The sequence below is a fragment of the Hymenobacter amundsenii genome (assembly GCF_002204745.1).
Classification (GTDB): domain Bacteria; phylum Bacteroidota; class Bacteroidia; order Cytophagales; family Hymenobacteraceae; genus Hymenobacter; species Hymenobacter amundsenii.
On sequence record NZ_NIRR01000025.1, the window covers coordinates 39,170 to 64,675 of the forward strand.

Consider the following 25,506-nt stretch of genomic DNA (forward strand, 5'->3'; position numbering starts at 1 on the left):
GGAATTTCTATACCGCAATATAAATTGATTGCTGCACAAGATATGGATAAAAATTTTTATTTTAACCTTCATAGATTACAGACTCATTTCAAAGCTGGAATAACATTACTACTTAGTAGCACCCCCATGAAACCGCTCCTTGCCCTCGCCCTCCTGACCCTCACCACCGCCACCTACGCCCAAACCGGCCCCGTTAAGGTGGAGGTGCGACAGACCAACGGCCGCTACGAGCTGCGGCGCGGGGGGCAGCCGTATTTCATCAAGGGCGCGGGCGGGGGGCAATTTCCCGAGCGGGTGCGGGCCTACGGGGGCAACTCGCTGCGCACCTGGGGCACCAACGGGGCCGAGCAGGTGCTGGCCGACGCTCGCCAAAACGGCCTCTCCGTGATGCTGGGCCTCGACGTGGCCCGCGAGCGGCACGGCTTCGACTACAACGACCCCCAGGCCGTGGCCGCCCAGCTGGCCAAGGTGCGGGCCGAAGTGCTCAAGTATAAAAATGACCCCGCCGTGCTGTTCTGGGGTATCGGCAACGAGCTGAACCTGGAGTACACCAACCCCAAAGTCTGGGACGCGGTGGAGCAGATTGCCCGCATGATTCATGAAGTGGACCCCAACCACCCCACCAGTACCGTGCTGGCCGGCCTCAACCAGAAGGAGGTCGACTACATCAAGGCCCGGTGCCCGTCGGTGGATATTCTGAGCATCAATACCTACGCCGGGCTGGCGGCCATTCCGCAGCAGGTGCGGGCCAGCGGCTGGGCCGGCCCCTACGTGGTGGCCGAGTGGGGCCCCACCGGTCACTGGGAAAGCCCCGTCACGCCCTGGAAAGCCTCGGTGGAGGAAACCAGCAGCCAGAAAGCCGCCGTGTATCAGAGCCGCTACGAGGCCTCGGTGGCCAAGGACACCACCCAATGCCTGGGCACCTACGTGTTTCTGTGGGGCCAGAAGCAGGAGCGCACGCCCACCTGGTACGGCATTTTCACCGAGGATGGCAAGGAGTCGGAAGTGGTGGACGTGATGCAGTACCTGTGGAGCGGCCAGTGGCCCGCCAACCGCGCCCCGCACCTGGCCAGCTTCCGCCTCAACGGCCAGCAGGCCACCGATAACGTGCGCCTGCAACCCGGCAAAAAGTACCCCGCCACCGCCGCCGTAACCGACCCCGACAAAGACCCACTCACCTACCGCTGGGAGCTGCTACCCGAAAGCACCGACCTGAAAAACGGCGGCGACCGGGAAAGCCGCCCGGCAGCCGTGCCGGGCCTGTTACCAGCCAAAGCCAGCGCCCAAACCACCCTCACCGCGCCCACTAAACCGGGCGCCTACCGCCTGTTTATCTATGCCTATGATGGCCACGACAACGTGGCGACGGCTAATATCCCGTTTTTCGTGGGGGAGAAGTAGGATTGGGAAATTGAGCGGGGCGGCTGAAGGGGGGAACGTGTTGTGTGAAAGAACGTGTCATGCTGAACGGAGGGAGGCGCAAGCATCTCTACCGAAGCAAGTAAATCCAATGAGCAAGGGTTAGCACTGCGGTAGAGATGCTTCGACTGCGGCTGCGCCTTCACTCAGCATGACACGTTCTTTCCCTAATCCCTAATCCCTAATCCCTAATGCTTAACCGGCTCTGGCATGGTGCGCAGGAGCAGGAAACCCATCGTGCCTGAGATGGTGGAGGCGACGAGGATGGCTAGCTTGGCCACCGGCTCGCCGGCCGTGTGCTCGCCCAGGGCCAGCAGAGTAATGAAGAGCGACATCGTAAAGCCGATGCCGCCCAGCAGGCCCGCGCCCCACAGGTGCCGCCACGTCACGTTGGCCGGCAGCGAGGCCCACCCCAGCCGGATGCTCAGCCAGCTCAGCCCGCCAATACCCAGGGGCTTGCCCACCGTCAGGCCCAGAATGATGCCCAGGCCCAGGGGCGAGGCCAGCTGCCGGAACACGGCGGCGTCGATTTCGAGGCTGGTGTTGGCGAAAGCGAAGATGGGGATGATACCGAACGCCACCACCGAGTGCAGGCGTTGCTCCAGCTTCTGGGCCGGCGAGCTGATGGCGTCGGACAGGTACTCCAACTCCTCGCTGATGATGCGGGGATTGGCATCGGCCCCGTGCACTTCGTCCTGGAGCATGCTCAGGCGGCTGTTGAGCATGAGCAGCAGCTCGGGCTTGGCCTGCCCGATCCGGGACGGAATGGCCAGCGCCAGCAGCACCCCCGCCAACGTGGCATGGATTCCCGATTCGAGCATGAAATACCACATCAGGATGCCCAGGGGTAGGTAAAATATCAGCAGCCGGGCCCCGAGCAGGTTCAGGTTGAGCAGCAGCATCCAGGTGCCTAGCGCCAGGTAGAGGTAGGTCAGGTGCAGGTCGGTGGTGTAGAAGCCGGCAATCACGAGCACCGCGCCCAGGTCATCAACGATGGCCAGCGCCGTCAGGAATACCTTGAGGCCCAGCGGCACCCGGGGGCCCAGCAGCTGCAGCACGGCCAGCGCGAAGGCAATGTCGGTGGCCATCGGGATGCCCCAGCCGTTGGCGGCGGGTTGGCCCCGGTTGATGAAAAAGTAGATCATGGCCGGGACCACCATACCGCCCAGAGCCGCCGCAATGGGCAGCGTGGCCTGCCGCCGGTCCGAAAGTTCTCCTTCCAGCACTTCCCGCTTTATCTCCAGCCCTACAATAAGGAAGAAAATGCTCATCAGCCCGTCGTTGATCCAGTGCAACAGGCTCATTTCGAGGCCGAACCCGTTGAGGGCCAGATTGAGGTGCTTTTCCCAGAGCTCGGGAAAGAAGTGGGCCGGGCCCCAGTTCGAGTTGGCCAGCACTAGGGCCAGCACGGCACTCACCATCAGCATAATACCGCCGGCGGCTTCCCGGCGAAAGAATTCGGCAAACGGCCGCACCAGCGGACGAACGAGTAACGGAACAGCCATAAACGAAATCGGAGCAGGGTAGTAGTGGCAGCCAGCACTGCGCTGGCCGCTCACCAAGAACGCGCCCGCCGCCGGGGCCGCAGGCATGTTTAGGCCCCAAAGGTACGCTTACCGCCCGTAGCCGCCACAACGCCGCCCCGGGCGAAACGCATTTACCAGCCGGCTCCGGGCATTCTACAAGCCCTCCAGCAGCTCATCGAAGGTGCGCAGCAACTCGGCCCGGGCCTCGGCCGGCTCCGACGCCAGGCGCTGCTCGAATACCTCGCGGGGCGTGAAGTCGTGCAGGCTGCGGGTGAGGGCGGTTTCGGCCTCGGCATCGGGGGTGCCCAGGGGACGTACCAGCACCAGGCGCAAGTGGCGGCGGGCCAGCACCACCAGCTGCTGCCGGTCGAGGGCCTCAATCACCTTTAACAGGGCTTCAGCTACTTCGAGCTGGCTGCGCTCGGAATGCACCTGCACATCGGCCCAGGCGGGCAGCGCAAAGCCGGCGTTGTCGTAGCCCAAGAGGCCGGTGCTTACTTCCTCCAGCGTACCGTGGAACCGGACCAGCCGCCGCGCCCCCGGCACGGTTAGGCTCCGCAGTTCGGCCAGCTTGCCGGCCGCGAAATCAAGTACCAACACCTCCTTGGGGTGGTCTACTTCGGAAAACGACAGGGCAATGGGCGAGCCCGAATAGCGGATATGCTCGCGCCCGCCCACCCGCTGGGGCCGGTGCAAATGGCCCAGGGCCACATAGTCGAAAATGGCCGGGAAGTGGTCGGCGGTTACCTGGCCCAGGTTGCCCACATGAATGGTACGCTCGGAATCGGAGGGGGCGGCCCCGGCGGCGTAGAGGTGCCCGGTAGCCAGCACCGGCAACCCCAGGTCCTTGAGCTGCCAGACTTGCTCGACCTCGGCCACCCGCGCATAATGGTCGGCGAGACCCTGCTTGATGCGAGCCTCGCGCTCCTCGGCCGATTCGCCGGGCACCGAGAGACGCACGTCCCGGTCGCGCAGGAACGGCACGGCGCACACTACCAGGCCGGGCTGGCCGGCCGCGTCGTCGAGCACCAGCACTTGTTCCTCGAAGCATTCGGGCACGCAGCCCACCACGTGCACCCGCAAGTGGCGCAGCAGTCGGGCCGGGGCGTTCAGGGTGGCCGGCGAGTCGTGGTTGCCGCCCACCACTACCACATCGCGGCAGCCGGTGGCGCGCAGTTGCAGCAGAAAATCGTAGTACAGCTCCAGGGCCTGGTTGGAGGGCGAGCCAGTATCGAAAATGTCGCCGGCCACCACCAGCACTTCCACCTTTTCCTCCTGGATAGTAGCCACCAGCCAGGTCAGAAAGTGGCGGTGCTCCTCGGTGCGTTCGTGGCCCTGAATAAACCGCTGGCCCAGGTGCCAGTCGGCGGTGTGTAGTACGCGCATGACTACGAAGGTACTCTGCCTCGCAGAAACCCGGTGTATCGGCCCGCTTAATCAGACCATTGCCGCTGGCGTGCCGCCGCCCTAGCTGGCTCGTTCAGGGAACTAGTTCTGCCAGATGGTGCGCATAAATTCCGCTTTCGAAAACGATTCTCCGTTTATTTTGGTGCTGCCTGCAAAGCCACCCAAGCTCCCAATTCCCTCACATTTTTGATTATATACAAGCGAAAATCCGGCTTGGCAACTACCCTCATCAAAAACGTACACCAAATCGTTTTGAAACCGGTATTGCTTCACAGAAGCGCCTGTTGTCAGGCCAGTTGTTTTGCAGGTACTATTAACTGTAAACGCCTCCACCTCTTGCGTAATGCAACCAGGAATATCCTCTGTCACCTCATCCTTTTTGCAGGCATTCAGGCCGAGTGTACCCAGCATTATCAGAGTTAGGGTTCGTTTCATAGAGCCAGGGTAAAAGGTAGATTTCAACACCAATGAAGCATCGAAACCTAGATTGTCAGCAATGACGAAAAGGTTGCATTATACCCGCCAGCATTTCGGCCTGTTACTCCTGAAACGTGGTCACGGCCTCACTCAAATCGTACACCGTAGCACCCGGTAGCGCCGCCTGCACAATACTGCTGCCGGCCGCCGAGCGGTAGCCGCCGGCGCAATGCACCAGAATCGGCTTGTCGGTCGGGATTTCGGTAGCCCGCTCCCGCAGTTCGGGCAGCGGAATTGTAAGGGCGTTGGCGAAGATGGGTTCACGCGCCTCAGTGGCATTGCGGACATCGACGATGGTGAACTGCTCGGGGTGCTGGCGCAGGCGCTCCAGATCGGGCGCGGAGCTGGTGGCGGGCAGGTCCCGGGGGGTAAGTAGCGCCCCCGTAATGGTGGTTTCATAGCCGATTTTGGCGGCCTTCCGGATCACGGCATCCAGCGCAATCTGCGAATCGGCCAACAGGTAGTACGGCTCGTCGGCCCGACAATGGAGCCGAGCCAGGTTTCAAACTTGCCCCCATCCATCAGGTTGATGGCCCCGGGCAGGTGGCCGGCCCGGAACTCTTCGGCCGGGCGGGTGTCGAGCAGCAGTACGCCGGGCTCAATCGGGTCTTCCGAGCGCAGGCGTGGTACCATTCGCACGCCGTCCTCGAAGGGCTGGGCGCCTTGCTTGTTCAGCAGCACATCGTGCCCGAAATATTTAGGCATGAAGGGCTGGTCTTTAAGCAGCACTTGCACAAAATCTTCCTCCGACATTGGCTGGAGGGCGTAATTGTTCTTGATTTCCCGGCCGATGGTGCTATCGAGGTCGGTGCTGGTGGTTTTGCCGCAGAGCGACCCGGGCCCGTGGGCCGGATACACTTTCGTAGTAGCGGGCAGCGTCATCAGTTTCTGGCGGGTGCTGTGGTAAAGCTTGGCGGCCAACGACTCGCGGCTGTGCCCGCCTACCTGGTCGGACTCGCGCAAATCGGGCCGGCCCACGTCGCCCACAAACAGCGTGTCGCCGGTGAATACGGCCCGAGCCTGGCCCAGTTCGTCGAGCAGCAGCACGCTAATGGAATCGGGCGAGTGGCCGGGCGTGTTCAATGCGTGCAGTTCCACGCTGCCGATTCCAATGCGCTGGTTCTCGTCGAAGGCCTGGTGCGGGTAGCTGGCCTGGGTGAGCTTGCTGGCGTAAATAACCGCCCCGGTTTCCTCCGCAATTTCGAGGTGGGAACTCACAAAATCGGCGTGGGGGTGGGTTTCGATGATGGCCACAATGCGGGCCTCGTGTTCATCGGCGAAGTCGTAATACGGCTGCGGGTCGCGGGCCGGGTCAATGAGGGCAATCTGGCCTTCGCTGCGGATGGCGTAGCTGGCGTGGGCCAGGCCTTTATCGTAAAACTGCTGAATCTGTACCGAACCGGTACTACTGGGCAGAGGACTCATGGGGTGTTGGTTGGGGTGAAACCGGGCCCGGGGCGCCAGAAGGGACACCGGGGAGGCATAGGTTCAAATATACGCAAGCCCGCCGCTAACGGGCCGAAAAGTTGCCATCCCGCACCGGCGTTCAGCGCCCATTACGCGCCGTTCTGGAGCTAAAAAAAGCCCCGAACAAGCATGTTCGGGGCTTTTTACAGACTGCGGCCGGGCCGCTGGGGTGGGGCCGCTAGCTTTTGACCTTCATTTTCATTTTGCGGTTGCCCCGGTTTTCCATCCGGTTTTCCCGCTGCTGCTCATACTTGGCGTACTGGTCGGCCGTGAGGATGCCCTTGAGTTGGGTATCGTACTTGGTGCGCATGGTTTGCATATTCTGGCGCATGGCTGCCCGGTCGCCTTCGGTGGGCTGCTGGCCGTGCATAGCCTGCATCTCCGTGCGGCGGGCCTGCTCCATGGTTACGAGTTGGGTGCGCTGGTCGGCCGAGAGGCCGAGCTGCTTGGTGAGGCGGTCGGCCTGCTGCTCGGGCGTGGCTTGCTGCATCTGGCCGTTAGCGGGGCGCTGCATGGGAGTAGTCGTTTGGGCGCTGGCGCTGGCGGCAGTCAAGGCCGCGGCGGCCAGCAAAAGGAGCATCTTTTTCATCTGAGTGGAGTCTGTGTGGATAGTTTACGAAGCATAGACGACCGCCGTGGCCCAAGGTTTAATGGGTTGCCGCCCGGGCCCCGCGAGGCCAATTTTACCGGAGTAAACCAGATAATAGCCTATATTCGGGCCACCTGAACGGGTTTTGCCCCGTTTCACTCATCAATTCAACCTTTTCACTTTCCTAACTTTCTTTCTTTTATGGCAGACATTTTCGCCAGAAAATCGCTCGATAAGCTGATGAACGAGGCCGATGAGGGCGAAGGCGGCGGGCTAAAACGGACCCTGACGGCTACCAACCTCACGATGCTTGGCATTGGGGCAATTATTGGAGCCGGCATTTTCGTGCTCACCGGTACGGCCGCTGCCAACGCGGCGGGTCCGGCCATCGTCATCTCCTTTATTATCGCCGGCTTGGGTTGCTTGTTCGCGGGCTTGTGCTACGCCGAATTCGCCTCTATGATTCCGATTGCCGGCTCGGCTTACACCTACGGCTACGCCACGCTCGGCGAATTCGTCGCCTGGATCATCGGCTGGGACCTGATTCTCGAATACCTCTTCGGGGCGGCCACCGTGGCTGTGGGCTGGAGCGGCAACGTGGTCAGCATTCTGCAAAAATCGGGCATTGAGATGCCACTGGAGATTTCGCAGGCTCCCGTAAACTACGACGGCGCCAACTTCTCGCTTACCGGCGCTTATATTAATCTGCCAGCCGTACTGCTGATTTTCGTCATGACGACGCTGCTCGTTATTGGTATCCAAGAATCGGCCCGCTTCAACAACGTCATCGTGTTCATTAAGGTGGCCATCGTGCTGTTGGTTATCGGCTTCGGCTTCAAATACGTGAACACGGCCAACTGGGAGCCATTTGTTCCACAGGTAGAGATTCTGCCCGACGGTAGCTCCCGCTACGGCTGGCAGGGTATTGTGCGCGGCGCGGCCGTGGTATTCTTCTCCTACATCGGTTTTGATGCCGTGAGTACCGCCGCCCAGGAAGCCAAGAACCCCCAGCGCGACATGCCCATCGGTATGTTGCTCTCGCTCGGTATTTGTACGCTGCTCTACGTTCTGATGGCCTTGGTGCTTACTGGTCTCACATCGTACAAAAACCTGAACGTGCCCGATCCGGTGCTCGTGGCGCTGGCTGCTGCCGGCCCGGCCCTTAAGTGGTTGTACTTCTTCACCGGTATTGGTGCCATTGCCGGTCTCGCCTCGGTGGTGCTCGTGATGCTCATGGGGCAGCCCCGCATTTTCTTCGCCATGTCGCGCGACGGACTGCTGCCGGCCATCTTTGGTAAGGTGCACCCCAAGTTCCAGACGCCTTACGTGACCACCATCTTCACCGGCGTAGTGGCTGCCATCGTGGCCGGTATTCTGCCCGTGGGCCTGCTGGGCGAACTGGTGAGTATTGGTACGCTGCTGGCCTTCATTATCGTGTGCGGTGGCGTTATTGCCATGCGCCGCCGCGACCCCGATTTGGTTCGCCCGTTCCGTACGCCCTTCGTACCGCTGGTCCCCATCCTGGGCATCCTGATCTGCGGTTACATGATGTTCAACCTACCCTGGGATACCTGGTTGCGCCTCATCATCTGGATGGCCATCGGGGTAGCTATCTACTTCTTCTACGGTCGCCACAACAGTAAGCTTAACCGCGAGCGGCAAGCCGAAGGCATCGAGTAACAGCGCACATCATCCAGAGAAATCCAACCAAAAAGAGGCCCCGTAACGGTTGTTGCGGGGCTCTTTTTGGTATTTGTTTAGCGCTATTTTTTCGCTTCCGACACCTCGCTTTTCAGTTTGAGCACTTTATCGCCATTTTCCTGTACGATGAGATAGGCCGGATTCTCGGGGGTGCCGTTTCGGGTGATTTCGGAGCCCTTGAGGGTGCGGGTAATGCTGTCTTTGTGCGTTTCCTCAATTTTGCCGGTAGCAGTACCGGTGCCGTATTTCCAGGTTACCTGGGTTCCTTTGCGCATGATGTGAAGGGATTAAAAGCGGGATGAATAAAATGCCGGGTGCCAGTTGGCTTGTACTACAGTTTGGGCCGGCATGTTGCGCCTGTAGGCTCGGGAGACGCAAGCGTCACAATAGGGCGAAAACAAGATAATTTTGATACCTTTCTAGGGTCGCCTGCCCCGTGATGCGCCTGCCAGCAATGCGCTTCTGCCCAGGACCGTTCCATGTACCCGTATGTCTATACCCCTACCTACCACCGAATCTCCTATCCCGTTATTGCTGGTTGATGACCACCCGATGATTGTGGAGGGCATCCGGCAGATGCTGCGGCCCGAAACCGACTTGCACATTGTAGCCCAGGCCCACGACGGTCCCCAGGCCCTGGCCGTGCTGGCCAGCCAACCCAGCGTGCGCGTCGCCCTGCTCGACCTGAATATGCCCGGCATGAGCGGGGTAGAGCTGACCCGCGCCATCCGGGCCGATTGGCCCGACGTGCGGGTACTGGTGCTGAGCATGTTCCATGACCACGCCACTGTGGCCGAGGTGCTGGAAGCGGGGGGGGCGGGCTACGTGCTTAAAACTGCCAGCCGTGCCGAGCTTAGCACGGCCATCCGGCAGGTGGCCGGGGGTAACACCTATTTCAGCGCGGAAGTGGCCGATACCCTGCTTCAGAACCTGCAGATTCTGGCCGCCAGCCCGCAACCTGACCAGCGGCCTGCCCTCACCCGGCGCGAACAGGAAATCCTGCAGTTCATCGCCCGCGAGTATTCCAACCTGCAAATTGCCGAAGAGCTGTTTATCAGTGAGCGAACCGTGGAAACGCACCGCCGCAATCTGCTGGCCAAAACGGAGTCGAAATCGGTGGTGGGCTTGATTCAGTACGCCATTCGGCACAAGCTGATTTCGTAGGCGTGTAGCCTTCTAAAGCGAATTGAAGCCTGATGGGCGGGGTTCAACAATGACGTAGTAGTGCTATTTGGCTGACGAGGCTAACCCATGCCTGCCTGAACGGGCTGGCTACTATGGATAAGCAGGTAGCGCTGGGTAGGAAAGTTCCCGTCATTTAGTTGGCTGCGGGTAAGGTATGCAGGGGTGAGGGGGCTGAAAACGGGTTTCAGGGAACCGGGACCCGAGGCTGGCTACGTACCAGCCTGGGAGGCAGCCTCCGTACCAGTACGTATTTTTTAGAAATAAGGGAGGGAGAGTTAGATTTTAACAATAAAAAATATACCTTAGCATCATGCAATCAAATAATAATATCGTTATGTTTGATTGCGCAGCAACCAGCGTATTTCTGCAGGAATATGATTGGAGTTGCGCCAGGAGCCATTAGCAGTTTGCCTTCAACGCACTTCTTCTACCCTTCAAAGCACCAACCGTTATGCCTTCCAAAATTCTCTCCTTCATTTGCCACGTGCCGGGCATGGCTCCCGGAACTTATCCTGCCGTTCCAACCGCTGCTGCACCCAGAGTAGCGCCACGTAAAACCAGTGCTCAGCAAGCTGGAGGCCATTTCACGGCTATTTACGAGAACGAGCGGTTTGTGCGCTTCAAGTACATCAACAACAACTAACAGCAACAATCCCCTTGCTGCCCATTTTGGTAGCAACTGACTGGTGGCGCTAGTCGACCAGCAACCAGGGCAAGGCGCGGCTCTTCCGGCGGGGAGGGCGGCGCCTTGCCTGCTTTAGTGGAGTGCGGGCCGGGCTTTTGGGCTAACTTGCGGCTTCGTCCATCGATTTGCGTGCATGATTAATTTGTTGATTCGCGGGGCTGCCTCCTGGCTACTGCTTTTAGTGTTGCTACCGGTTGCCAGCCACGCCCAAGGGCCCGTGCTGCCCGACGAAACTTCCTGGTATGGGGTGATTTCCCGGAGCAGCGGCCGTTCACTCGACATTACCAACGCTTCGGCTGAGGCTGGAGCTACCGCCATTCAGTGGGAGTTCACCCACGCCGACAGCCAGCAGTGGCGCTTTATTCCGGCCGCGACGGGTAGCGAGTTCTTCCGCATTGTTGCCCGCCACACCGGGCAGTGCCTCACCCTAACCTCGCCCGACGAAAACGCGGCGCTCGTGCAACGCCCTTGGACCGGTAGCTTCTACCAGCAGTGGAAGCTGGTGCCCTCGGGCCCGCTGGGCAGTTTCATGCTCATTAGCCGGGGCAACGATAAATGCGTTTCGCTGGCGGCGGCCGACAAGTCTAACAGCACGCCCGTGGTGGGGCAGCGGCCCCAGAACCGCGCCAGCCAGCAGTGGAAGCTGTTCAAGCTCCACCTCAACCTCGACCCCTCCCAGCCCGGTTTCGGCGTGCCCGAGCCGTTGCTGAGCCTGAACACGCCGACCGGCAACGAGCAGCAGCCCGTAATGGCTCCCGATGGCAACACGCTCTATTTCACGCGCACGCGTTACAGCGGCAACATGGAGGGCATTACCGAATCGGGCGACATCTGGGTGAGCACCTCGGCCACCCAAGGGCGTACCTGGGCCCCGGCCACCCGCCTCGATGAGCTGAATACCAACCAGCACAACGGTGTGATGAGCGTGGTGGAAGATGGCAAAGCCCTTATTATTCGGGGGCAATACGAGCGCGACGGCACGTTCCGCGACCTGGGCCTGAGCAAGGTGCCGCGTAGCGTGTCGCTCAAAAAAAACCGCCCCCAGGTGGTGGAAGTCGCCAACTACTACTCAACCAGCACGTCCAGCAGCTTCTTTATGAGCCCCGATCAGCAGTTGCTGCTCCTGAGTCTGGAGCGCAGCGACTCGGAAGGCGGCAACGACCTGTACGTGAGCCGCCCCACGCCCAGCGGCCTCTGGACTCAGCCCCTGAATCTGGGCGCGGTCGTTAACTCGCCCGGTTTCGATTTCGCGCCCTGGCTGGCGGCCGATGGCAAAACGCTGTACTTCAGTTCCTACGGCCACGCGGGATACGGCAGCTCCGACATTTTCGTGAGTACCCGCCTCGACGACAGCTGGACCAACTGGACCGAGCCGCGCAACCTGGGCCTGCCCATCAACGGGCCGGGTTTCAACGCCTTTTTGAGTTTGTCGGCCGACGAAAAGCAGGCGTTCTATTCCTCCACGGCCTCGGCCAATACTCCCACCGACCTGTTCCGGACGGCTACCGGGGCTAGCCCGGCGCCGCCAGTAGTGCCTACCGAGCCGCCGGTGGCCGTAGTGCCCACGGCTACCACGCCCCGCACCCTGCTCACGGCCCGCACCATCGATGCCAAGTCGCGCAATCCGTTGGCTACTGAAGTAAAACTGAATCGTTTGGGCAACGACATTTTGTTCAACGCCACAGCCCGCACCGACGTGGCTACGGGCTCTTTCGTATCGAGTCTGCCCCCCGGCCGCTACCGTATCCAGGTCACCGCGCGGGCTACCTCACGGCCACCGATACCATCACGATGACGGGTTCGCGCAACCTTGTGCTGGAACTGGTGCCCGCCGCCGTGGGGTCGAGTCTGGAGCTGCCAACGCTCATTTTTGCCCAGGGCAAATACACGCTGCTGTCGGCCTCCTACACCGAACTCAACCGCCTGGCTCGCACCCTCGACGATAACCCGATGGTCAACATTCGCCTCGAAGGCCACACCGACAACCAGGGCAACGCCGGCCTGAACGTGAAGCTCTCGGAAGAGCGGGTAGCCGAAGTAAAGCGCTACCTCGTGAGCCGGGGCGTAGCCGAAAAGCGCATCAGCACCGTGGGCTACGGCGGAGCTAAGCCGCGGGCTTCCAACGCTCAGGAAGAGACCCGCAAGCTCAACCGCCGGGTCGAGTTTACGATTGTGAAATAGCGGTTTTCAACCTTCGGTATCAGGGCTGAATGGTTGACTGAAAAATGCTTGAATAGAAGGAGTAGGCGGAATTATCGGGCCAGCTGAGGTGTTTTCTGGGCGTTGAATTCTCTCATCTTTGGCCCGAAATCATGCTGCTTTTTCCTACTCGTTTTCTTTATCCCGTTAGTGCCGTGCAACTCCAGGAGCGACAAGGTTTGCTACCTGCCGAATTTCTGCCTACCATCGGAGAATTGCGGCCATTCCTGGAGCAGGAGCCGGCCTACGGCGACATTTGTACCACCACGGCTATATCGCCCCGGGGCCGCACGCTGCTGGTTTCCTACCGCAAAAGCTACGCCGCCGAGCAGGGCTTCATAGTCGAAATCCTCGATGTAGAAGTAGTAGCCCCGCTGGCCCGGGCCGCGTAATTGGCCGCGTTAACGAGCTGTTTCGGCAGCGAATTACTACCCGAAATCAATCAGGCCCATGCTCCGGACAGAGTATGGGCCTGATTGATTTCAGGTAGCTCCCATGCTACCTGATGAAGCGGTTGGGCACGTAAGTGGTGGCCCGAACCGCAGAGCTATTTGACGGGTGGAACCAATTCGTGAATCCAGTCGCGGATTAGGTCGAGGGCCGATGATGCGAAAGCGGGGGACGGTTTGCCATCGATGAGCGGCCACTCGGTAACGGGGCCTTGAAACAGGTGGTTGAGGCCATTGAGCTGGCGGGCGTTCACCTGTTTATTGGTTTTAAGGCCCTTCGTTAGTACGCTTAGGTTGGCATCCGCTTCTAGCAGCACGTCGTCGGAACCGTGGAGGAGTAGCACCGGGCACTGTACCGCATCGAGCTCCTTGAGGGGATAGAAGCGCAGGTAGGAGCGGGCCCAGGGCGTGCTGAGGCGAGCGGCGGTGGCGGCGTAGGCGGTATCGGCTTGATTGGGTACGTTTTGGCGCAATACCTTGGTCACTAAGGTGCGGGCTGTCTGGTCGTCGGGGTTCTGGCTCACGAGCTCTAGCATGGGGCGTTGCTGCTTGGCCAGCGCGTCGAGGCGTTTTTTGTCCTCGGCCCGCTGCCGCAGAAACTGCTGCTCCTGCTGAATCTGGATCTGGGCAGCGTTGGCTCCGCTGGCCCGCATTTTCTCCAGCTTGGCCTGCACCACCAGTTGTGCCGCGACCTGCTGGCGGGCCATGCGAGCCAGCAGCGTGTCGGACACCGATGTGGGCCAGCCAATGGCCGGCTGGGTGGCCAGGATATCGGAGCCGGGTAGGCCAGCCGCCGCCAGCGTAATCACGAAGGCCGGAGCCTTGGGGCGCGCCGCCGCCAGCAGCGCCACGTTGCCCCCCTCGCCGTGCCCGAGCAACCCCAGGTAACCAGGGTCGAGCAGGGACTGGGTACGCAAGAACTGCAACGCCGACTGCGCATCGCGGGTGCGGTCCTCGATGCCAGCCAACTCGCTGCGTCCGCCAGAACCGGCCACACCCCGGTCGTGGAAGCGTAGTACGGCTACGCCGCGCCGGGTCAGGTAGTCGGCCAGGTTACCCAAGGGCTTGTACGCGCCGTTCTGCCCGTCCTGGTCCTGCGCCCCCCAATCAGAAAGCAGCACTACAGCCGGAAACGGCCCGGTTCCGGCCGGAATAGTGAGCGTACCCTGCAGCGAAATGGCGTCACTATCATTATTAAATGTCACTTCCTGCACCCGGTAGGGCGGCGGAAAATGGAAGGCTTTAGCCGCGGCGGTGGGTGGCGGGGCTACATAGGTTAGGGTGAGGGCTGCCTGGTAGCCGGGCTGGCTCCAGGTGCCTTCGAGACGGGTACCATCTGGCGTACGTACTCCCTTGAACCGGCAGCCCACTTGCTCGGCCACGAACACCACCGTATCGCCGCGCTGCTCCACGGTGGTCGGGATACGGGTGATGCGCTGGGGCACCACGTTAAGCACCGCAAACCGGTTGCCGCTGGCCAGCTCCGTCACCTGCACCTGAATGGGCAGGCTGCCACCGGGCACCACCAACGGCCCCTTCCACTCCCCTTCGAGCGAGTATTTGCCCGGTCCCTGGGCCAGCACCAGTCCGGGCAGCAGCCACAGCAGCAGGCCCGCCACCATGCGAAACGGCTGCGAGGAAAAGGCAAAACGCATACGATCAGTCATAGGGAAGAAAAGAGGAGCAGGGTTGTAATCGGGTATGCGGCAAGTCAGGAAAATCAGGCCGATAACAAGCAACAACGGCTAGCCGTACCGGGAGGACTTTAGGGCAGTAGTACCTTATTAATAACGTGCACCGTGCCATTGGTGCACTGCACGTCGGGGATAACCATAGAAGCGGGCATAGTGTTGCCCTTGCCTTGTACCGTGAGGGTGCCGTTGAGAAACGGACCCAGCTGCAGGCTACCGCCGCCCGCCGTTTTAACGGCGCTGTTCTCGGGCATCTCCGGCGTAAACTGGCCGCCGGGCACTACGTGGTTGAGCAATACGGCCTGCACCGTGGTTTTGGGCAAGCGGCGGATGTCGGCCGGCACGTTCAGGGGCACGCCCAGCAAGGTGCCCAGCTCGCGAAAAGCCTGGTCGGTGGGGGCAAACACAGTGAGGGCAGGGCTACCGGGCGAAGCCGTGAAGTCCGGAGCCAGCTCGGCGTAAAGCACCGCTTCCACCAGAAAGCTAAGTTCGGGCGTAACGAAAACCTTGGCGTCTTTGAGCGCTATGGCCGACTGCACAATATCAACCCCGGTCGCCAGCAGCACCTTATCGATAGGGTGCACGGTGCCGTTGGCCGCTGGTACATCGGTGGCCAGCAGGCGCGAGCCGTTGATGTAGCGTACGCCCTGGCGCTCAATAACGCGGCGGGTAATGGCAGTTTTACTGGCGTCCTGCAAGACCGAAGCCGAGGTAGTGCCAGCCGTTAGGTTGGAGCCCAGCAGGTTGCCGCTGAACACATGATATAGGAGGGTGCTGGTGAGAAAAGACTGCTGCAGTCCGTTCAGGTCGGCGGCCGAGCGCAGCCCTAGTCGGGCGAAGGCCGCGTTGGTTGGAGCGAAAACGGTGTAGTTACCGCTTGGATCATTAGGATTTTTATTGGAAAGCGTGCCAGCTACCCCACCTCTTACCGCCGCATCTTCCAATATCTGGAAATCTGGATTATGCACGGCAATACTGGCAATTGAAGGAGCCGTATCCTGCTTGTCGGAGCAGCTGCCCAGCAAAAGCATAGCGGCCAATAGCAAGGCGTTTTGCGAGGTAAAGATGTTTTTCATGGAATCAAGCGGGTTTTTTTCGTTGTTTATTCAGCCTTTCAGCTACTTTTGCTGTCAGATGCGGGTATTAACGAAAACAAAAGTTCACCGGATTTAGCAGAATCCCAAACCGCTAATCGAATTGTTTTCGTAGGTAGAAATAATAAAAGATCCTCCGATGTTTCAATTTTAGAATCAAAACGGGAATTGTGTTATTTTGATCAAGCTTCTCATAGATAATTTTCAGCCTCACCTTTTTTTTCTTCGATGAACAACTCATACTTCTCGCCCATCGTGGCTCTTTTACTGTTGAGCGGACTAACTAGCCAGGCCCAGAGCCTGAGCAACGGCTTCATGTCGGGCCGTAAGCACGGCTCGGTTTCACTGTCCACTACCCAGGAGTGGTACAAGCAAGTGTACCTCGTGCCCGAGAAGGTGGACCGGGTGCCGATTTTCGAGCGTATCCAGATTCAGTCGGTGAACGTGTATGCCAACTATGGCCTCACCGACAAAATTGAGGCAGTGCTGAGCCTGCCTTACGTACGCTCCGAGGGCCACGCCAACGACCAAGTAACGTCCGATTTAGGCTACACCAACGTGCGCCAGGGCCTGCAGGACGTTACTGGGCTGCTCAAGTTCAAGGCCTACTCCACGGTTATCGGCAGTAGTATTCTTAACCTGATGGGGGCCGTGAGCCTGAGCACGCCGCTGAGCAACTATAAAACCGGCCAGGGCCTCGAATACATTATTGCCATCGGTAACCACTCCACCAAGGCGTCTACTTCGGGCATCGTGCATCTGCAAACCGCCTCGGGCGTGTTCGTAACCGGGCAGGCAGGCTACAGCCTGCGCTCGGGGGTGGTGCCCAACGCATTCCTGGCCGAAACCAAAGTAGGCTACGCCGGCCCTTCGGTGTACATCGATGGCTGGGCCACGCTTCAGAAATCGGCCTCCGGTACCGATATCCTGCAACCCGGCTTCGACGGTACGTTCCCGGCCACGAAGGTGAACTTCATCCGGGTGGGCGTGAGCGGGTTCCGGCCGTTGGCCCAGGGCTTCGGGCTGGTGGTGGGGGCCAGTACCTACGTGTCGGGCCGAAACGTAGGCAAATCGACGGGCCTGACCGGCGGACTGGCCTACAATTTTTAGGGCTTCGCACGGCAGCTCTATTGCTGCATCCACCTGCAAAACGGGGGCATTAGGAGCGCAACTCCTAATGCCCCCATTTTCCTATCCGCTACCTTCGTGGCCTACTTCCCACCTTCCACTCCTATTCTCCTTATATGAGCACTTCCGATTTCCGCCTCGAACACGATTTCCTCGGTGAGCGGTCTATTCCGGCCGCCGCCTACTACGGAATTCAGACACTGCGGGCCCGCGAGAATTTCGCCATCACGGGAATTCCGATCCGGTCGGAGCCGCTGTTCGTGCAGTCCTTTGCCTACGTAAAAAAGGCCGCCGCCCTGGCCAATGCCGAACTGGGCGTACTGCCGGCCAATATTGCTGAGGCCATTGCCCAAGCCTGCGACCGGGTGGCCGCTGGCGAGTTCGACGACCAGTTCCTGACCGATATGATCCAGGGCGGGGCCGGCACGTCGGTAAACATGAACGCCAACGAGGTAATTGCCAACGTGGCCCTCGAAATCATGGGCCACGCGAAGGGCGACTACCAGTTCTGCCACCCCAATAACCACGTCAACTGCTCGCAGAGTACCAACGACGCTTATCCCACGGCTTTCCGCATCGCGCTCAGCAAAAAGCTGGTAGGCTACAGCGAAGTGCTGGGCGAGTTGGCCGAAGCCTTCGGGGCGAAGGGCGACGAGTTTCGCGACGTACTCAAGATGGGCCGCACCCAACTCCAGGACGCCGTGCCGATGAGCATGGGCGACGAATTCCGGGCCTTCGCCAACAACCTGCGCGAAGAACTCTCCCGCATCGAAGACTCGCGTCGCCTCATCAGCGAAATCAATATGGGCGCCACCGCCATCGGGACCGGCGTGAACGCGCCCCAAGGCTACGCCGAGCTCGTGACGAAGCACCTCAGCACTATCAGCGGGCTGGAACTGGTGCTGGCTGGCGACCTGTTCGAGGCCACTTACGACACGGGCGCCTACGTGCAGCTCTCGGGCGTACTCAAGCGCACGGCCCTCAAGCTGTCTAAAATCTGCAACGATTTGCGCCTGCTCTCCTCGGGCCCGCGTTGCGGCATCAACGAAATCAACCTGCCCGCCATCCAGCCCGGCTCCAGCATCATGCCCGGCAAGGTGAACCCGGTAATCCCGGAAGTAGTGAACCAGACGGCTTTCTACGTAACCGGGGCCGACCTCACGGTAACCATGGCTGCCGAGGCCGGCCAGCTCCAGCTCAACGTGATGGAGCCAGTCATCAGCTTCGCCCTTTTCACCAGCATCAGTTACATGACCAACGCCTGCCGCACGCTGCGCGAGAAGTGCGTGGTCGGCATCACGGCCAACAAGGAGCACGCCCAGAATCTGGTATATGGCAGCGTGGGCATCGTTACCCAGCTCAACCCCGTGCTCGGTTACGAGGCCTCAGCCGACATTGCCAAAGAAGCCCTCAAAACCGGCAAGTCCGTGCACGCTATAGCCGTCACCGAGCGCGGCCTGCTTAGCCAAGCCAAGTGGGACGAAATCTTCACCTTCGAAAACCTGATCCGCCCGGACTTTATCCAGTAATATTACAAGTCGCGCAACACAGCCAACAGGGTCAGGGGCGAAATCCAGCGTCTCTGACCCTGTTGGCTTTATTCCTCATTACTACCCCCTTTCTAGTAGCACAATGGGGCTGCCGTGGTAGTCGGGGCGAGCGGTTTCACGGTAGCCAAAATGGGTAGCTAAGCGTTGAGAGGGGATGTTGTCAGGGTCGATAAGGCAGACGGTGCGTGGGCTCGCCAAGTGCGTGTCGGCCCAGGCCAGGGTGGCCGTCAGGGCCTCCGTTCCTACGCCTTGGCCATGCAGCCGCGGGGCCAGCACCCAACCCGCTTCCGGCACTCCGGCTATGGAAGGCGTCAGGCCCCGATGGAGTTCGGCAAAGCCCACCGCTCCGCTGAACCGGCCGGTAGCCCGCTCCTCCACGGCCCAGTAACCGTAGCCCAGCAGTGCCCAGTGGCCTTGGTGGGTGAGCAGCCGCCGCCACGTGTCCTCCTCGGAAATGGGCTTGCCACCCAGATAGCGATAAAATGCCGGGTCTTGGTGCAGCGCCGCGAACTCCGCTAGATCCTCCTGCCGAAACCCCCGCATCAGCAGGCGGTCCGTAGTTAGTTCGGGTACGAGGGCAGGGGGGGCGAAAGGCGTAGTCAGCATAGGGACAAGATGCAGAAAAGCCGCTTACTCAACGAAGAGTAAGCGGCTTTTGCCTTGTGTAGTACCCAGAGCCGGGATCGAACCGGCATATCTTTCGATATCGGTGTTTGAGACCGACGCGTCTACCTGTTCCGCCATCTGGGCATGTAAACCGTTCTTGCTGGTAGATCAGGAACGGGCTGCAAATTTAGCCAGAGATTCCCGAATGCGCAAGAGGTAGCGTTTTTTCAGGTAGTAGGTTCGCACCTGAGTCAGGGCGGCCGGTAGGGCGTCTGGGGGTAGCTTCTCGTAGCCCGCCAGCACCGGCTCGATGCCCGCTTCCAACGTATCATTCAGCTCATTAACCTCCGCTTCTACGCGCGTAGCTACGGCCGGATCGGGCTCGAATTCCAGCTCCATCAGCTGTTCATTGAGCTCCATAACCTCCATTAAAAAATCCGGAGGTAGCGCTTGTTTGCCTTCCTCCAGCAGACCATGGCGACCCAGAATGTAGGCCATGCGCTGGTCGGGGTGGCTGAGGATGCGGTAGGCATTGGTGTTGAGCGTGGCCATCTCCAGAATTTCGCGCTGCTTCTCGTCGCTGGCCGTGGCGTGGAAATCGGGATGATACTCGCGGCTCAAAGCGTAGTAGCGCTGTTTCAGAGCCGCCTCATCGGGGCGAAAGGATTCAGGGACGCCGTAAAATTGGAAGTAGTCGGGGGTAGAACTCATCAAAAAAGGGAAGAGCGGGAAGATGCGCGCCGGCGCGCTGGGTAAAAAACTGCGTCTCGGGTTCAACTGCCGGTTGGACCAATAAGTTACGCTGCCGCCCTAAGCGTCGGCGGTTGCGGGCAAGTTGGCGGGGTGTACCGAAAAGGCCAGGGGTGGAGCGGAAAACAACGCCTTGGTGGCCGGCCATACCTGCCCGAACAAGGCAGAGCGGCGGTAGGCATCCAGGTCGGCGGCCGATTCCCAGTGGCTGTGGGTACAGTAGACCCGCGGGTCGTCGGCATCCTGCCAGAGCTCCAGATGGCGGCAGCCCGGCATTTGCCGGATTTGCGCTTCCGATTCCTGAAAAATCTGTAGGAAAGCGGTTACATGTTCGGGGGCAAAGGTCAGGCGGACGATGCGAATCAGCATACAATAATTAGGCTGGCGAAGTGTTGGGAACGGTGGTCAAAAACATAACATGAGACACCTGACAGATTGACGTTAATTACTTAACATAATATATTCACTGAAATTAACAACCTTTTTCAACGCTGCTGGCTGTGTTTTTAGTTATCCTACGAACCGAATATCTACCTGCGAGTCGAAGTGTAAGCCCAGGAGTTCGGAGGCGTTGCCTTGGTTGATGCCGATGCACAGGCGGTCCTGGCTGTTGAATATGCACACGGCTTCGCCTGGGTCGGCGGCCTGGAAGTGGGGGGCAATAGTGCGCACGGTTTCGCGGGCGAAATGGATGGCGTAAGGCCGGTCGCGGCCCAGCACTTCGAGGGCCGAGCGGGAAATATCGGTGATAAGGTTGCCGTAATGGTCGATGTGCACAACGTGGCCGGTGATGCGGTTGTCCTGGAGGCGGAGCTGGCGGTTGAGCAGCTGGTAGGTATCGGTGGTGGGCGGGCCTAACTCGGCCAGCGGCCGACCCTGGGCCAGGTGCACGGCGGCGGGCACCAGCAGGTCGCGGGTGGGGGAGGAGGTGGGTTGCTGGCCGGCGCTCAGCGTTACGAGTTCCTCGGGTAGGCCGTCGCAGAGTAGCGGTAACAGGCCGTTGTCGGCGGCTACGAAGTAATGGCCCTGAAAACGGGCGGCCAGCCAGGCAGCGTGCGGGGCACCCAAATCGTTGACGCCCACCAAGTGCACCGTGCCAGCCGGGAAGTCGGCGTACACCGCGCCCAGCACGTGCGTAGCGTGAGCAATGTTGAACGGTTCGATGCCGTGGGTGAGGTCGATAACGGCCACCTCGGGGGCCAGCTGCAGGATCCGGGCCCGGACGGCTGCCACGTAATGGTCGCGGTAGCCAAAATCTGACAGAAACGTAATCAAACCCATGACCGGAAATTCGGAGTTATTCGTACTATTGTTTCGTTACCTGCGAAGGCGGCAAAAGTAGCCCTTTTGCCGCTAACCATGCGGGGCAACGATAAGCCGGGTTTCGCTGTTATTAACCCTAGTAAGCCTCACGCGCCGGGCAATCAGCCCGTTATTCTTCACTTTCTCTTTTAAAATTCCCCAGTTTGGTCGAAAAAGTCATCACGTTGGAAAATGTGTCCCTGATTGAGTTCCTGGGACCCGATAATCAGAACATCCGCCAGCTCGCGGCGGCTTTTCCGGGCAGCAAAGTAGTTTCCCGGGGCAACGAAATCAAGATTCAAGGCCAGCCAGCCGTCATCAGCCGCATCAACGAAATCCTCTCGGCCCTGATTGAGCACTACCACGAGTTTGGCACCATTACCAACAAAACGGTAAGCCAGTACCTGTCGTCGGTTGATGAGGAGGTAGAGGAGGCCCGCATGGCGGCGTCGCCCGACGTTATTTTGTTTGGGGCCAAGGGTGGCGTTATCAAGGCCCGCACTGCCAACCAGCAGCGGCTGGTAGATGCCGTCATGAAAAACGACCTGGTGTTTGCGCTCGGGCCGGCCGGTACCGGCAAAACCTATATATCGGTAGCGCTGGCGGTGCGGGCACTCAAGAACAAGGAGGTCAAGAAAATCATCATCTCGCGCCCCGTGGTGGAGGCGGGCGAAAGCCTGGGTTTTCTGCCCGGCGATATGAAGGATAAGATTGACCCTTACCTGCGCCCGATTTACGATGCGCTGGAAGACATGCTGCCGCCCGAGAAGTTCAAGTTCTATATAGAGAACAAGACCATCGAAATTGCGCCCCTTGCTTACATGCGCGGCCGCACGCTCAACCATGCCTTCGTGCTGCTCGATGAGGCCCAGAACACCACGCCCTCCCAGCTCAAGATGTTCCTGACCCGGATGGGGCCGAATGCCAAGGTGATGGTGAACGGCGACCGGAGCCAGATTGACCTGCCCACCCGCCAGAAATCGGGCCTCAACCAGGCCCTCGACATTCTGCGCGATGTGAATGGCATCGGTTTCGTGGAAATGACGGCCGAGGATGTGGTGCGCCACCGCTTGGTTAAGCAAATCGTGCAGGCCTACGACCAGTTCGATACTGAGGAGGAGCAGGAGCGGGCCAATCAGGCCAACCGCCCCGTGCGGCCCGCCCAACCCTTCCGCCGCCCCAATGGCTCCGGCGCCGACGCCCCCGACGCGGGCAAGCACCCCGATGCCCGCCCCGAGGACGACGGCACGAAGCTACCGGTCAACCACGAGCAGTAGAAAACGCTGCTCGGAAAGATGAATATTCCAAAACGCTGCCTGAGGGGCAGCCGTTTTTTATGCTTTGCACCGCCATTTGCTAACGGCTGAGCGCGTATTTTCGCAGCTCGCCCTAATTCCCCTACGCCGCATGCAAGTCCACCGCATCACTTCCGAAACCGACCTGGAGGCCGCCCTGGCCATTCGCCGCACCGTATTCGTGCTGGGCCAGAACGTGCCCGCCGATCTGGAGCACGACGCCCACGACCGCACCGATGCCACCCACTACCTGGCCCTGACAGCCGATGGCCAGCCCTGCGGCACCGCCCGCTGGCGGCTCACCGAAAACGGCGTGAAGCTGGAGCGCTTCGCCGTGCTGGCCGAGCACCGCAACCAGCAGGCCGGCGCGGCTTTGCTCTCGGCCGTGCTTGCCGATGTGCGGGCGGCCCAACCCGACGCTACCGTGTACCTAAACGCCCAACTGCCGGCCGTGCGCTTTTACGAGCGCCACGGTTTCGTGAAAGCCGGAGAAAAATTTGTGGAGGCCGACATTGAGCACTATAAGATGACGTGGCAGAAATAACGTGGGCAAGGGCCTCGTCTTAAATTTAGCCCCTTGCTGGTTTGCCGTTTGCGGGATTTTTTACACTTTGATGAGCAGTTAAGCTATCCTATAAATCCTCCGCCCCGATATGCAAATCAAATGGGCCCCGAATGCTTTCGTGCGCCTTGTGCTGCCGCTGATGGCCGGCATTCTTACTTATCTGTACTTCGGCCCGGAGCTGCCTGCCACCTGGCCATTGCTGGTGGTGCTAGTGGCTTTATTTGGGGGCGTGCAGTGGTGGGCTGCCCGGCAGCCCACCCCGGGTGCCACCGATGCGGCGGGGCTGCTGGCGGTGGCGGCCCTGTACGCGGCCGGCCTCACGTTCAGCCAGCGGGCCACCGAAAGCCGGGCCGATAACCACCTGTTTCGCTTCGGGCCAGAAATCGAGTTTTACCGGGCCGTAGTAGACGACTACACGGTGTTGCGGCCCGCCACTTACGCCACTACCGTGCGGGTATCGGCGGTGCGGGTAGGGGGGCAGTGGCGGTCGGCAGTGGGGGGCATCCGGGTATCCATTCCGCGCACCGATACGCTGCCTGCCCCGCAGTACGGCGACGTGTGGCTGGTGCGCGGGGCGCCGGCGCCGAGCAAGGCCCCGCTCAACCCCGGCGAGTTCGACTACCGCCGCTACTTGCAATACCACCAGGTATACCACCAGCAGTTCATCCATCCCGACCAGTACCAGCGCATAGCCATTGCCCCGCCGAACGTGTTGCGGGCCGTGGCCATGCGGGCCGCCCGTACCGTGGAGGGCGTATTCCGGCACTACGTGCATGCCAAGCGCGAATATGCCCTGGCCTCGGCGCTGGTGCTGGGCATCAAAGATGACGTGGACCAGCAAACCAAACAGGCCTACGCCAACACCGGCACCACCCACATCATGGCTGTGTCGGGTTTGCAGGTGGGGCTGCTGTTTGGGGCCGTGAGCTGGCTGCTGGGGTTGTTACCGGGCCGGCGGGGTCCGTTGTTACGCCTGGCCACGGCCCTTGTCGGGCTGGTCGTTATCTGGAGCTACGCCTTTCTCACGGGGCTGTCGGCGTCGGTGCTGCGGGCGGCGGTTATGTTTTCGTTTCTGATTGTGGCCCGGGCCACCGGCCGCCAGACGTCGATGTTCAACCTGCTGGCCGTGGCCGCCTTTGTGCTGCTCTGCTACGACCCCTACCTGCTCTGCGACGTGGGCTTTCAACTCTCGTTTCTGGCCGTGCTCAGCATTGTGTATCTCCAGCCGCGCATTGCTACCTGGCTGCACCCGAAGGCGTATTTCCTGGGTCGGCAGCGGCCCTGGCAGCCCAAGGGCGTGCAGAGAGTCTGGCACTGGCTGGGCATTAGCCTCGATTGGATATGGCAGGCCACAGCCCTGTCGTTGGCGGCCCAGGTAGCCACGTTTCCGTTGGGGCTGTTCTATTTCCACCAATTTCCGCTCAGCTTCCTGCTCTCCAACCTCGTGGCCGTGCCCATCTCCAGCCTCGCCGTGTACGTGGGCATCGTGGTGTTGCTTTTGAAGGGCCTGGGCACCTTGATTGGGCTGGTTTCCGCTACGGCCGCCCACTGGTTCGACTACCTGACGCAGGGCTTGGCCTGGCTATTCGAATCCATGATCTGGCTGTTCAACGAGTACATCTTCTTCATCGGGCGAGCAATGCCGGGTGCTTTGGTGTCGGGCATCCACATCACGGCTCCGCAGGCCTGGCTTATTTTCGGGGTGATTCTGGCCCTGCTAGCCTTCTTCGCCCTTAAAAGAATCTCCTGGCTGGCCCTGGCCTGCGTTTTCCTGGGCGTGTTCGGGGGCAGCCGGGTGTGGGCCGACCACCAGCTGGCTCCCGACGAGCAACTGCTCATTTACAGCATCCCGCGCCGCTCGGTGGTGGGTTTCTGGCAGGGTGCGGCGGCCGATATCGTCACGCTCGACTCGCTGCCGCTCAGCGAAACCGAGCGTACCTACCGCATCGTGCCGGGCAGCATACGTCGCAATGCCCGCCGCGTGAGCTACTGGCCCGGCTGGCGGGGCGGGCCGGTACCGGTAAGCATTGCCGAGCCGGGCCTGATCCTCACGAGTTGGCGGGGCCGGCGGGTGGCGTTCGTGCATGGTCGGCTTAGTGGCGCTACCCGGCCGCTGCCAGGGCTGGCGGCCGTGGTGCTGCGCCGAAATGCTCGTGTGAAACCAGCCGAGGTAGCCGAGGTTTTCGGCACCGCGCCCGCCATCGTTTTCGATTCGAGCTGCAAAAGCTGGTACGTGGCCCAGCAGGATTCGCTGTTTCGGGCCGCCGGCTTCCGTACTCACGACGTAACGCTGGCTGGAGCTTTCGTCGTGCAGCAGCGGCCCTAGAGCCTGTTATGCACTGGTAGCGTAATTTGGGGTATGGCACAGCAAAGAGCATACCCCAGCGACGTAACGGATGGCGAATGGATGTTTGTAGCGCC

25 protein-coding genes and 1 tRNA gene are annotated in these 25,506 nt (G+C 60.5%); 12 read left to right on the forward strand and 14 right to left on the reverse strand.

Translation table 11 applies throughout. The annotated features are described in order from the left end of the window. The first annotated feature begins 126 nt into the window (after positions 1-126). Positions 127-1,401, forward strand: coding sequence for a glycoside hydrolase family 2 TIM barrel-domain containing protein (locus CDA63_RS14205; RefSeq protein ID WP_126546879.1), 1,275 nt, complete (start codon positions 127-129; stop codon positions 1,399-1,401). 206 nt (positions 1,402-1,607) lie between these two features. Here the strand turns inward: CDA63_RS14205 and nhaA are convergent, their stop codons facing one another. From nhaA to CDA63_RS14230, 6 genes are all read right to left on the reverse strand, one after another. After that, positions 1,608-3,011, reverse strand: coding sequence for a Na+/H+ antiporter NhaA (gene nhaA, locus CDA63_RS14210; protein ID WP_242434676.1), 1,404 nt, complete (start codon positions 3,009-3,011; stop codon positions 1,608-1,610). Positions 3,012-3,098: 87 nt separating this feature from the next. Next, positions 3,099-4,331, reverse strand: a complete 1,233-nt coding sequence (gene sbcD / locus CDA63_RS14215; protein WP_088465124.1) for an exonuclease subunit SbcD — start codon at positions 4,329-4,331, stop codon at positions 3,099-3,101. A 102-nt stretch (positions 4,332-4,433) separates the two neighbouring features. Continuing rightward, positions 4,434-4,787, reverse strand: a complete 354-nt coding sequence (locus CDA63_RS14220) for a DUF6970 domain-containing protein (protein WP_088465125.1) — start codon at positions 4,785-4,787, stop codon at positions 4,434-4,436. Between the two features lie 103 nt (positions 4,788-4,890). Next, complete coding sequence (locus CDA63_RS21770) at positions 4,891-5,286, reverse strand: rhodanese-like domain-containing protein (protein ID WP_317044052.1); 396 nt, start codon at positions 5,284-5,286, stop codon at positions 4,891-4,893. Continuing rightward, the gene (locus CDA63_RS14225) at positions 5,253-6,254 is read right to left on the reverse strand and encodes an MBL fold metallo-hydrolase (protein WP_317044053.1); all 1,002 of its coding nucleotides are present in this window, start codon (positions 6,252-6,254) and stop codon (positions 5,253-5,255) included. The genes CDA63_RS21770 and CDA63_RS14225 overlap by 34 nt, the downstream gene beginning before the upstream one ends. 220 nt (positions 6,255-6,474) lie before the next feature. Further along, positions 6,475-6,876, reverse strand: coding sequence for a hypothetical protein (locus CDA63_RS14230; protein WP_206780462.1), 402 nt, complete (start codon positions 6,874-6,876; stop codon positions 6,475-6,477). 210 nt (positions 6,877-7,086) lie between these two features. On the opposite strand from CDA63_RS14230, the gene CDA63_RS14235 reads away from it, so the two are divergent. Continuing rightward, positions 7,087-8,565, forward strand: a complete 1,479-nt coding sequence (locus CDA63_RS14235; RefSeq protein WP_088465127.1) for an amino acid permease — start codon at positions 7,087-7,089, stop codon at positions 8,563-8,565. An 83-nt stretch (positions 8,566-8,648) separates the two neighbouring features. Here the strand turns inward: CDA63_RS14235 and CDA63_RS14240 are convergent, their stop codons facing one another. Next, entirely contained in the window at positions 8,649-8,861 is a 213-nt protein-coding gene (locus CDA63_RS14240) for a hypervirulence associated TUDOR domain-containing protein (RefSeq protein WP_088465128.1), read from the reverse strand. 214 nt (positions 8,862-9,075) lie between these two features. Between CDA63_RS14240 and CDA63_RS14245 the strand changes: the two genes are divergently transcribed. The 5 genes from CDA63_RS14245 (at position 9,076) to CDA63_RS14265 (ending at position 13,047) form a co-directional block, all read left to right on the forward strand. Continuing rightward, positions 9,076-9,750 (forward strand): response regulator, encoded by a 675-nt coding sequence (locus CDA63_RS14245; protein WP_088465129.1) that lies wholly within the window; start codon positions 9,076-9,078, stop codon positions 9,748-9,750. A gap of 472 nt (positions 9,751-10,222) precedes the next feature. After that, on the forward strand, positions 10,223-10,414 hold the full coding sequence (locus CDA63_RS14250) for a hypothetical protein (RefSeq protein WP_088465130.1): 192 nt from the start codon (positions 10,223-10,225) through the stop codon (positions 10,412-10,414). Positions 10,415-10,589: 175 nt separating this feature from the next. Continuing rightward, positions 10,590-12,251, forward strand: a complete 1,662-nt coding sequence (locus CDA63_RS14255; RefSeq protein ID WP_088465131.1) for an RICIN domain-containing protein — start codon at positions 10,590-10,592, stop codon at positions 12,249-12,251. Continuing rightward, positions 12,248-12,637, forward strand: a complete 390-nt coding sequence (locus CDA63_RS14260; protein ID WP_088465132.1) for an OmpA family protein — start codon at positions 12,248-12,250, stop codon at positions 12,635-12,637. The genes CDA63_RS14255 and CDA63_RS14260 overlap by 4 nt, the downstream gene beginning before the upstream one ends. A 131-nt stretch (positions 12,638-12,768) precedes the next feature. Beyond that, positions 12,769-13,047, forward strand: coding sequence for a hypothetical protein (locus CDA63_RS14265; RefSeq protein WP_126546880.1), 279 nt, complete (start codon positions 12,769-12,771; stop codon positions 13,045-13,047). Positions 13,048-13,202: 155 nt separating this feature from the next. Here CDA63_RS14265 and CDA63_RS14270 read toward each other — a convergent pair whose 3' ends face one another. Further along, on the reverse strand, positions 13,203-14,759 hold the full coding sequence (locus tag CDA63_RS14270) for a dienelactone hydrolase family protein (RefSeq protein WP_165768305.1): 1,557 nt from the start codon (positions 14,757-14,759) through the stop codon (positions 13,203-13,205). Between the two features lie 110 nt (positions 14,760-14,869). After that, positions 14,870-15,871: a fasciclin domain-containing protein gene (locus CDA63_RS14275; RefSeq protein ID WP_088465135.1), complete on the reverse strand. Its 1,002-nt coding sequence runs from the start codon at positions 15,869-15,871 to the stop codon at positions 14,870-14,872. A 246-nt stretch (positions 15,872-16,117) separates the two neighbouring features. Here CDA63_RS14275 and CDA63_RS14280 point away from each other — a divergent pair, with 246 nt between their 5' ends. Beyond that, positions 16,118-16,999, forward strand: coding sequence for a hypothetical protein (locus CDA63_RS14280; protein ID WP_088465136.1), 882 nt, complete (start codon positions 16,118-16,120; stop codon positions 16,997-16,999). A 134-nt stretch (positions 17,000-17,133) separates the two neighbouring features. Beyond that, positions 17,134-18,546 carry an aspartate ammonia-lyase gene (gene aspA, locus CDA63_RS14285; protein WP_088465137.1) on the forward strand — a complete coding sequence of 471 codons (1,413 nt, stop codon included), beginning with the start codon at positions 17,134-17,136 and terminating at the stop codon, positions 18,544-18,546. An 81-nt stretch (positions 18,547-18,627) separates the two neighbouring features. Here the strand turns inward: aspA and CDA63_RS14290 are convergent, their stop codons facing one another. The 5 genes from CDA63_RS14290 to CDA63_RS14310 form a co-directional block, all read right to left on the reverse strand. After that, complete coding sequence (locus CDA63_RS14290; protein ID WP_088465138.1) at positions 18,628-19,173, reverse strand: GNAT family N-acetyltransferase; 546 nt, start codon at positions 19,171-19,173, stop codon at positions 18,628-18,630. A 62-nt stretch (positions 19,174-19,235) separates the two neighbouring features. Further along, positions 19,236-19,317 (reverse strand) — tRNA-Leu (locus tag CDA63_RS14295). A 24-nt stretch (positions 19,318-19,341) separates the two neighbouring features. After that, a complete protein-coding gene (locus tag CDA63_RS14300) occupies positions 19,342-19,884 on the reverse strand; it encodes an iron-sulfur cluster co-chaperone HscB C-terminal domain-containing protein (protein ID WP_088465139.1) in 543 nt (180 codons plus the stop codon). 99 nt (positions 19,885-19,983) lie between these two features. Continuing rightward, complete coding sequence (locus tag CDA63_RS14305) at positions 19,984-20,292, reverse strand: putative quinol monooxygenase (RefSeq protein WP_088465140.1); 309 nt, start codon at positions 20,290-20,292, stop codon at positions 19,984-19,986. 141 nt (positions 20,293-20,433) lie between these two features. Then, a complete protein-coding gene (locus CDA63_RS14310) occupies positions 20,434-21,204 on the reverse strand; it encodes an SAM hydrolase/SAM-dependent halogenase family protein (RefSeq protein ID WP_088465141.1) in 771 nt (256 codons plus the stop codon). A gap of 185 nt (positions 21,205-21,389) precedes the next feature. Here CDA63_RS14310 and CDA63_RS14315 point away from each other — a divergent pair, with 185 nt between their 5' ends. The 3 genes from CDA63_RS14315 (at position 21,390) to CDA63_RS14325 (ending at position 25,411) form a co-directional block, all read left to right on the forward strand. Then, positions 21,390-22,502, forward strand: coding sequence for a PhoH family protein (locus CDA63_RS14315; protein ID WP_242434677.1), 1,113 nt, complete (start codon positions 21,390-21,392; stop codon positions 22,500-22,502). Between the two features lie 130 nt (positions 22,503-22,632). Continuing rightward, on the forward strand, positions 22,633-23,064 hold the full coding sequence (locus CDA63_RS14320; protein WP_088465148.1) for a GNAT family N-acetyltransferase: 432 nt from the start codon (positions 22,633-22,635) through the stop codon (positions 23,062-23,064). Positions 23,065-23,173: 109 nt separating this feature from the next. Next, a complete protein-coding gene (locus CDA63_RS14325; protein WP_088465142.1) occupies positions 23,174-25,411 on the forward strand; it encodes a ComEC/Rec2 family competence protein in 2,238 nt (745 codons plus the stop codon). Positions 25,412-25,506: the final 95 nt, after the last annotated feature.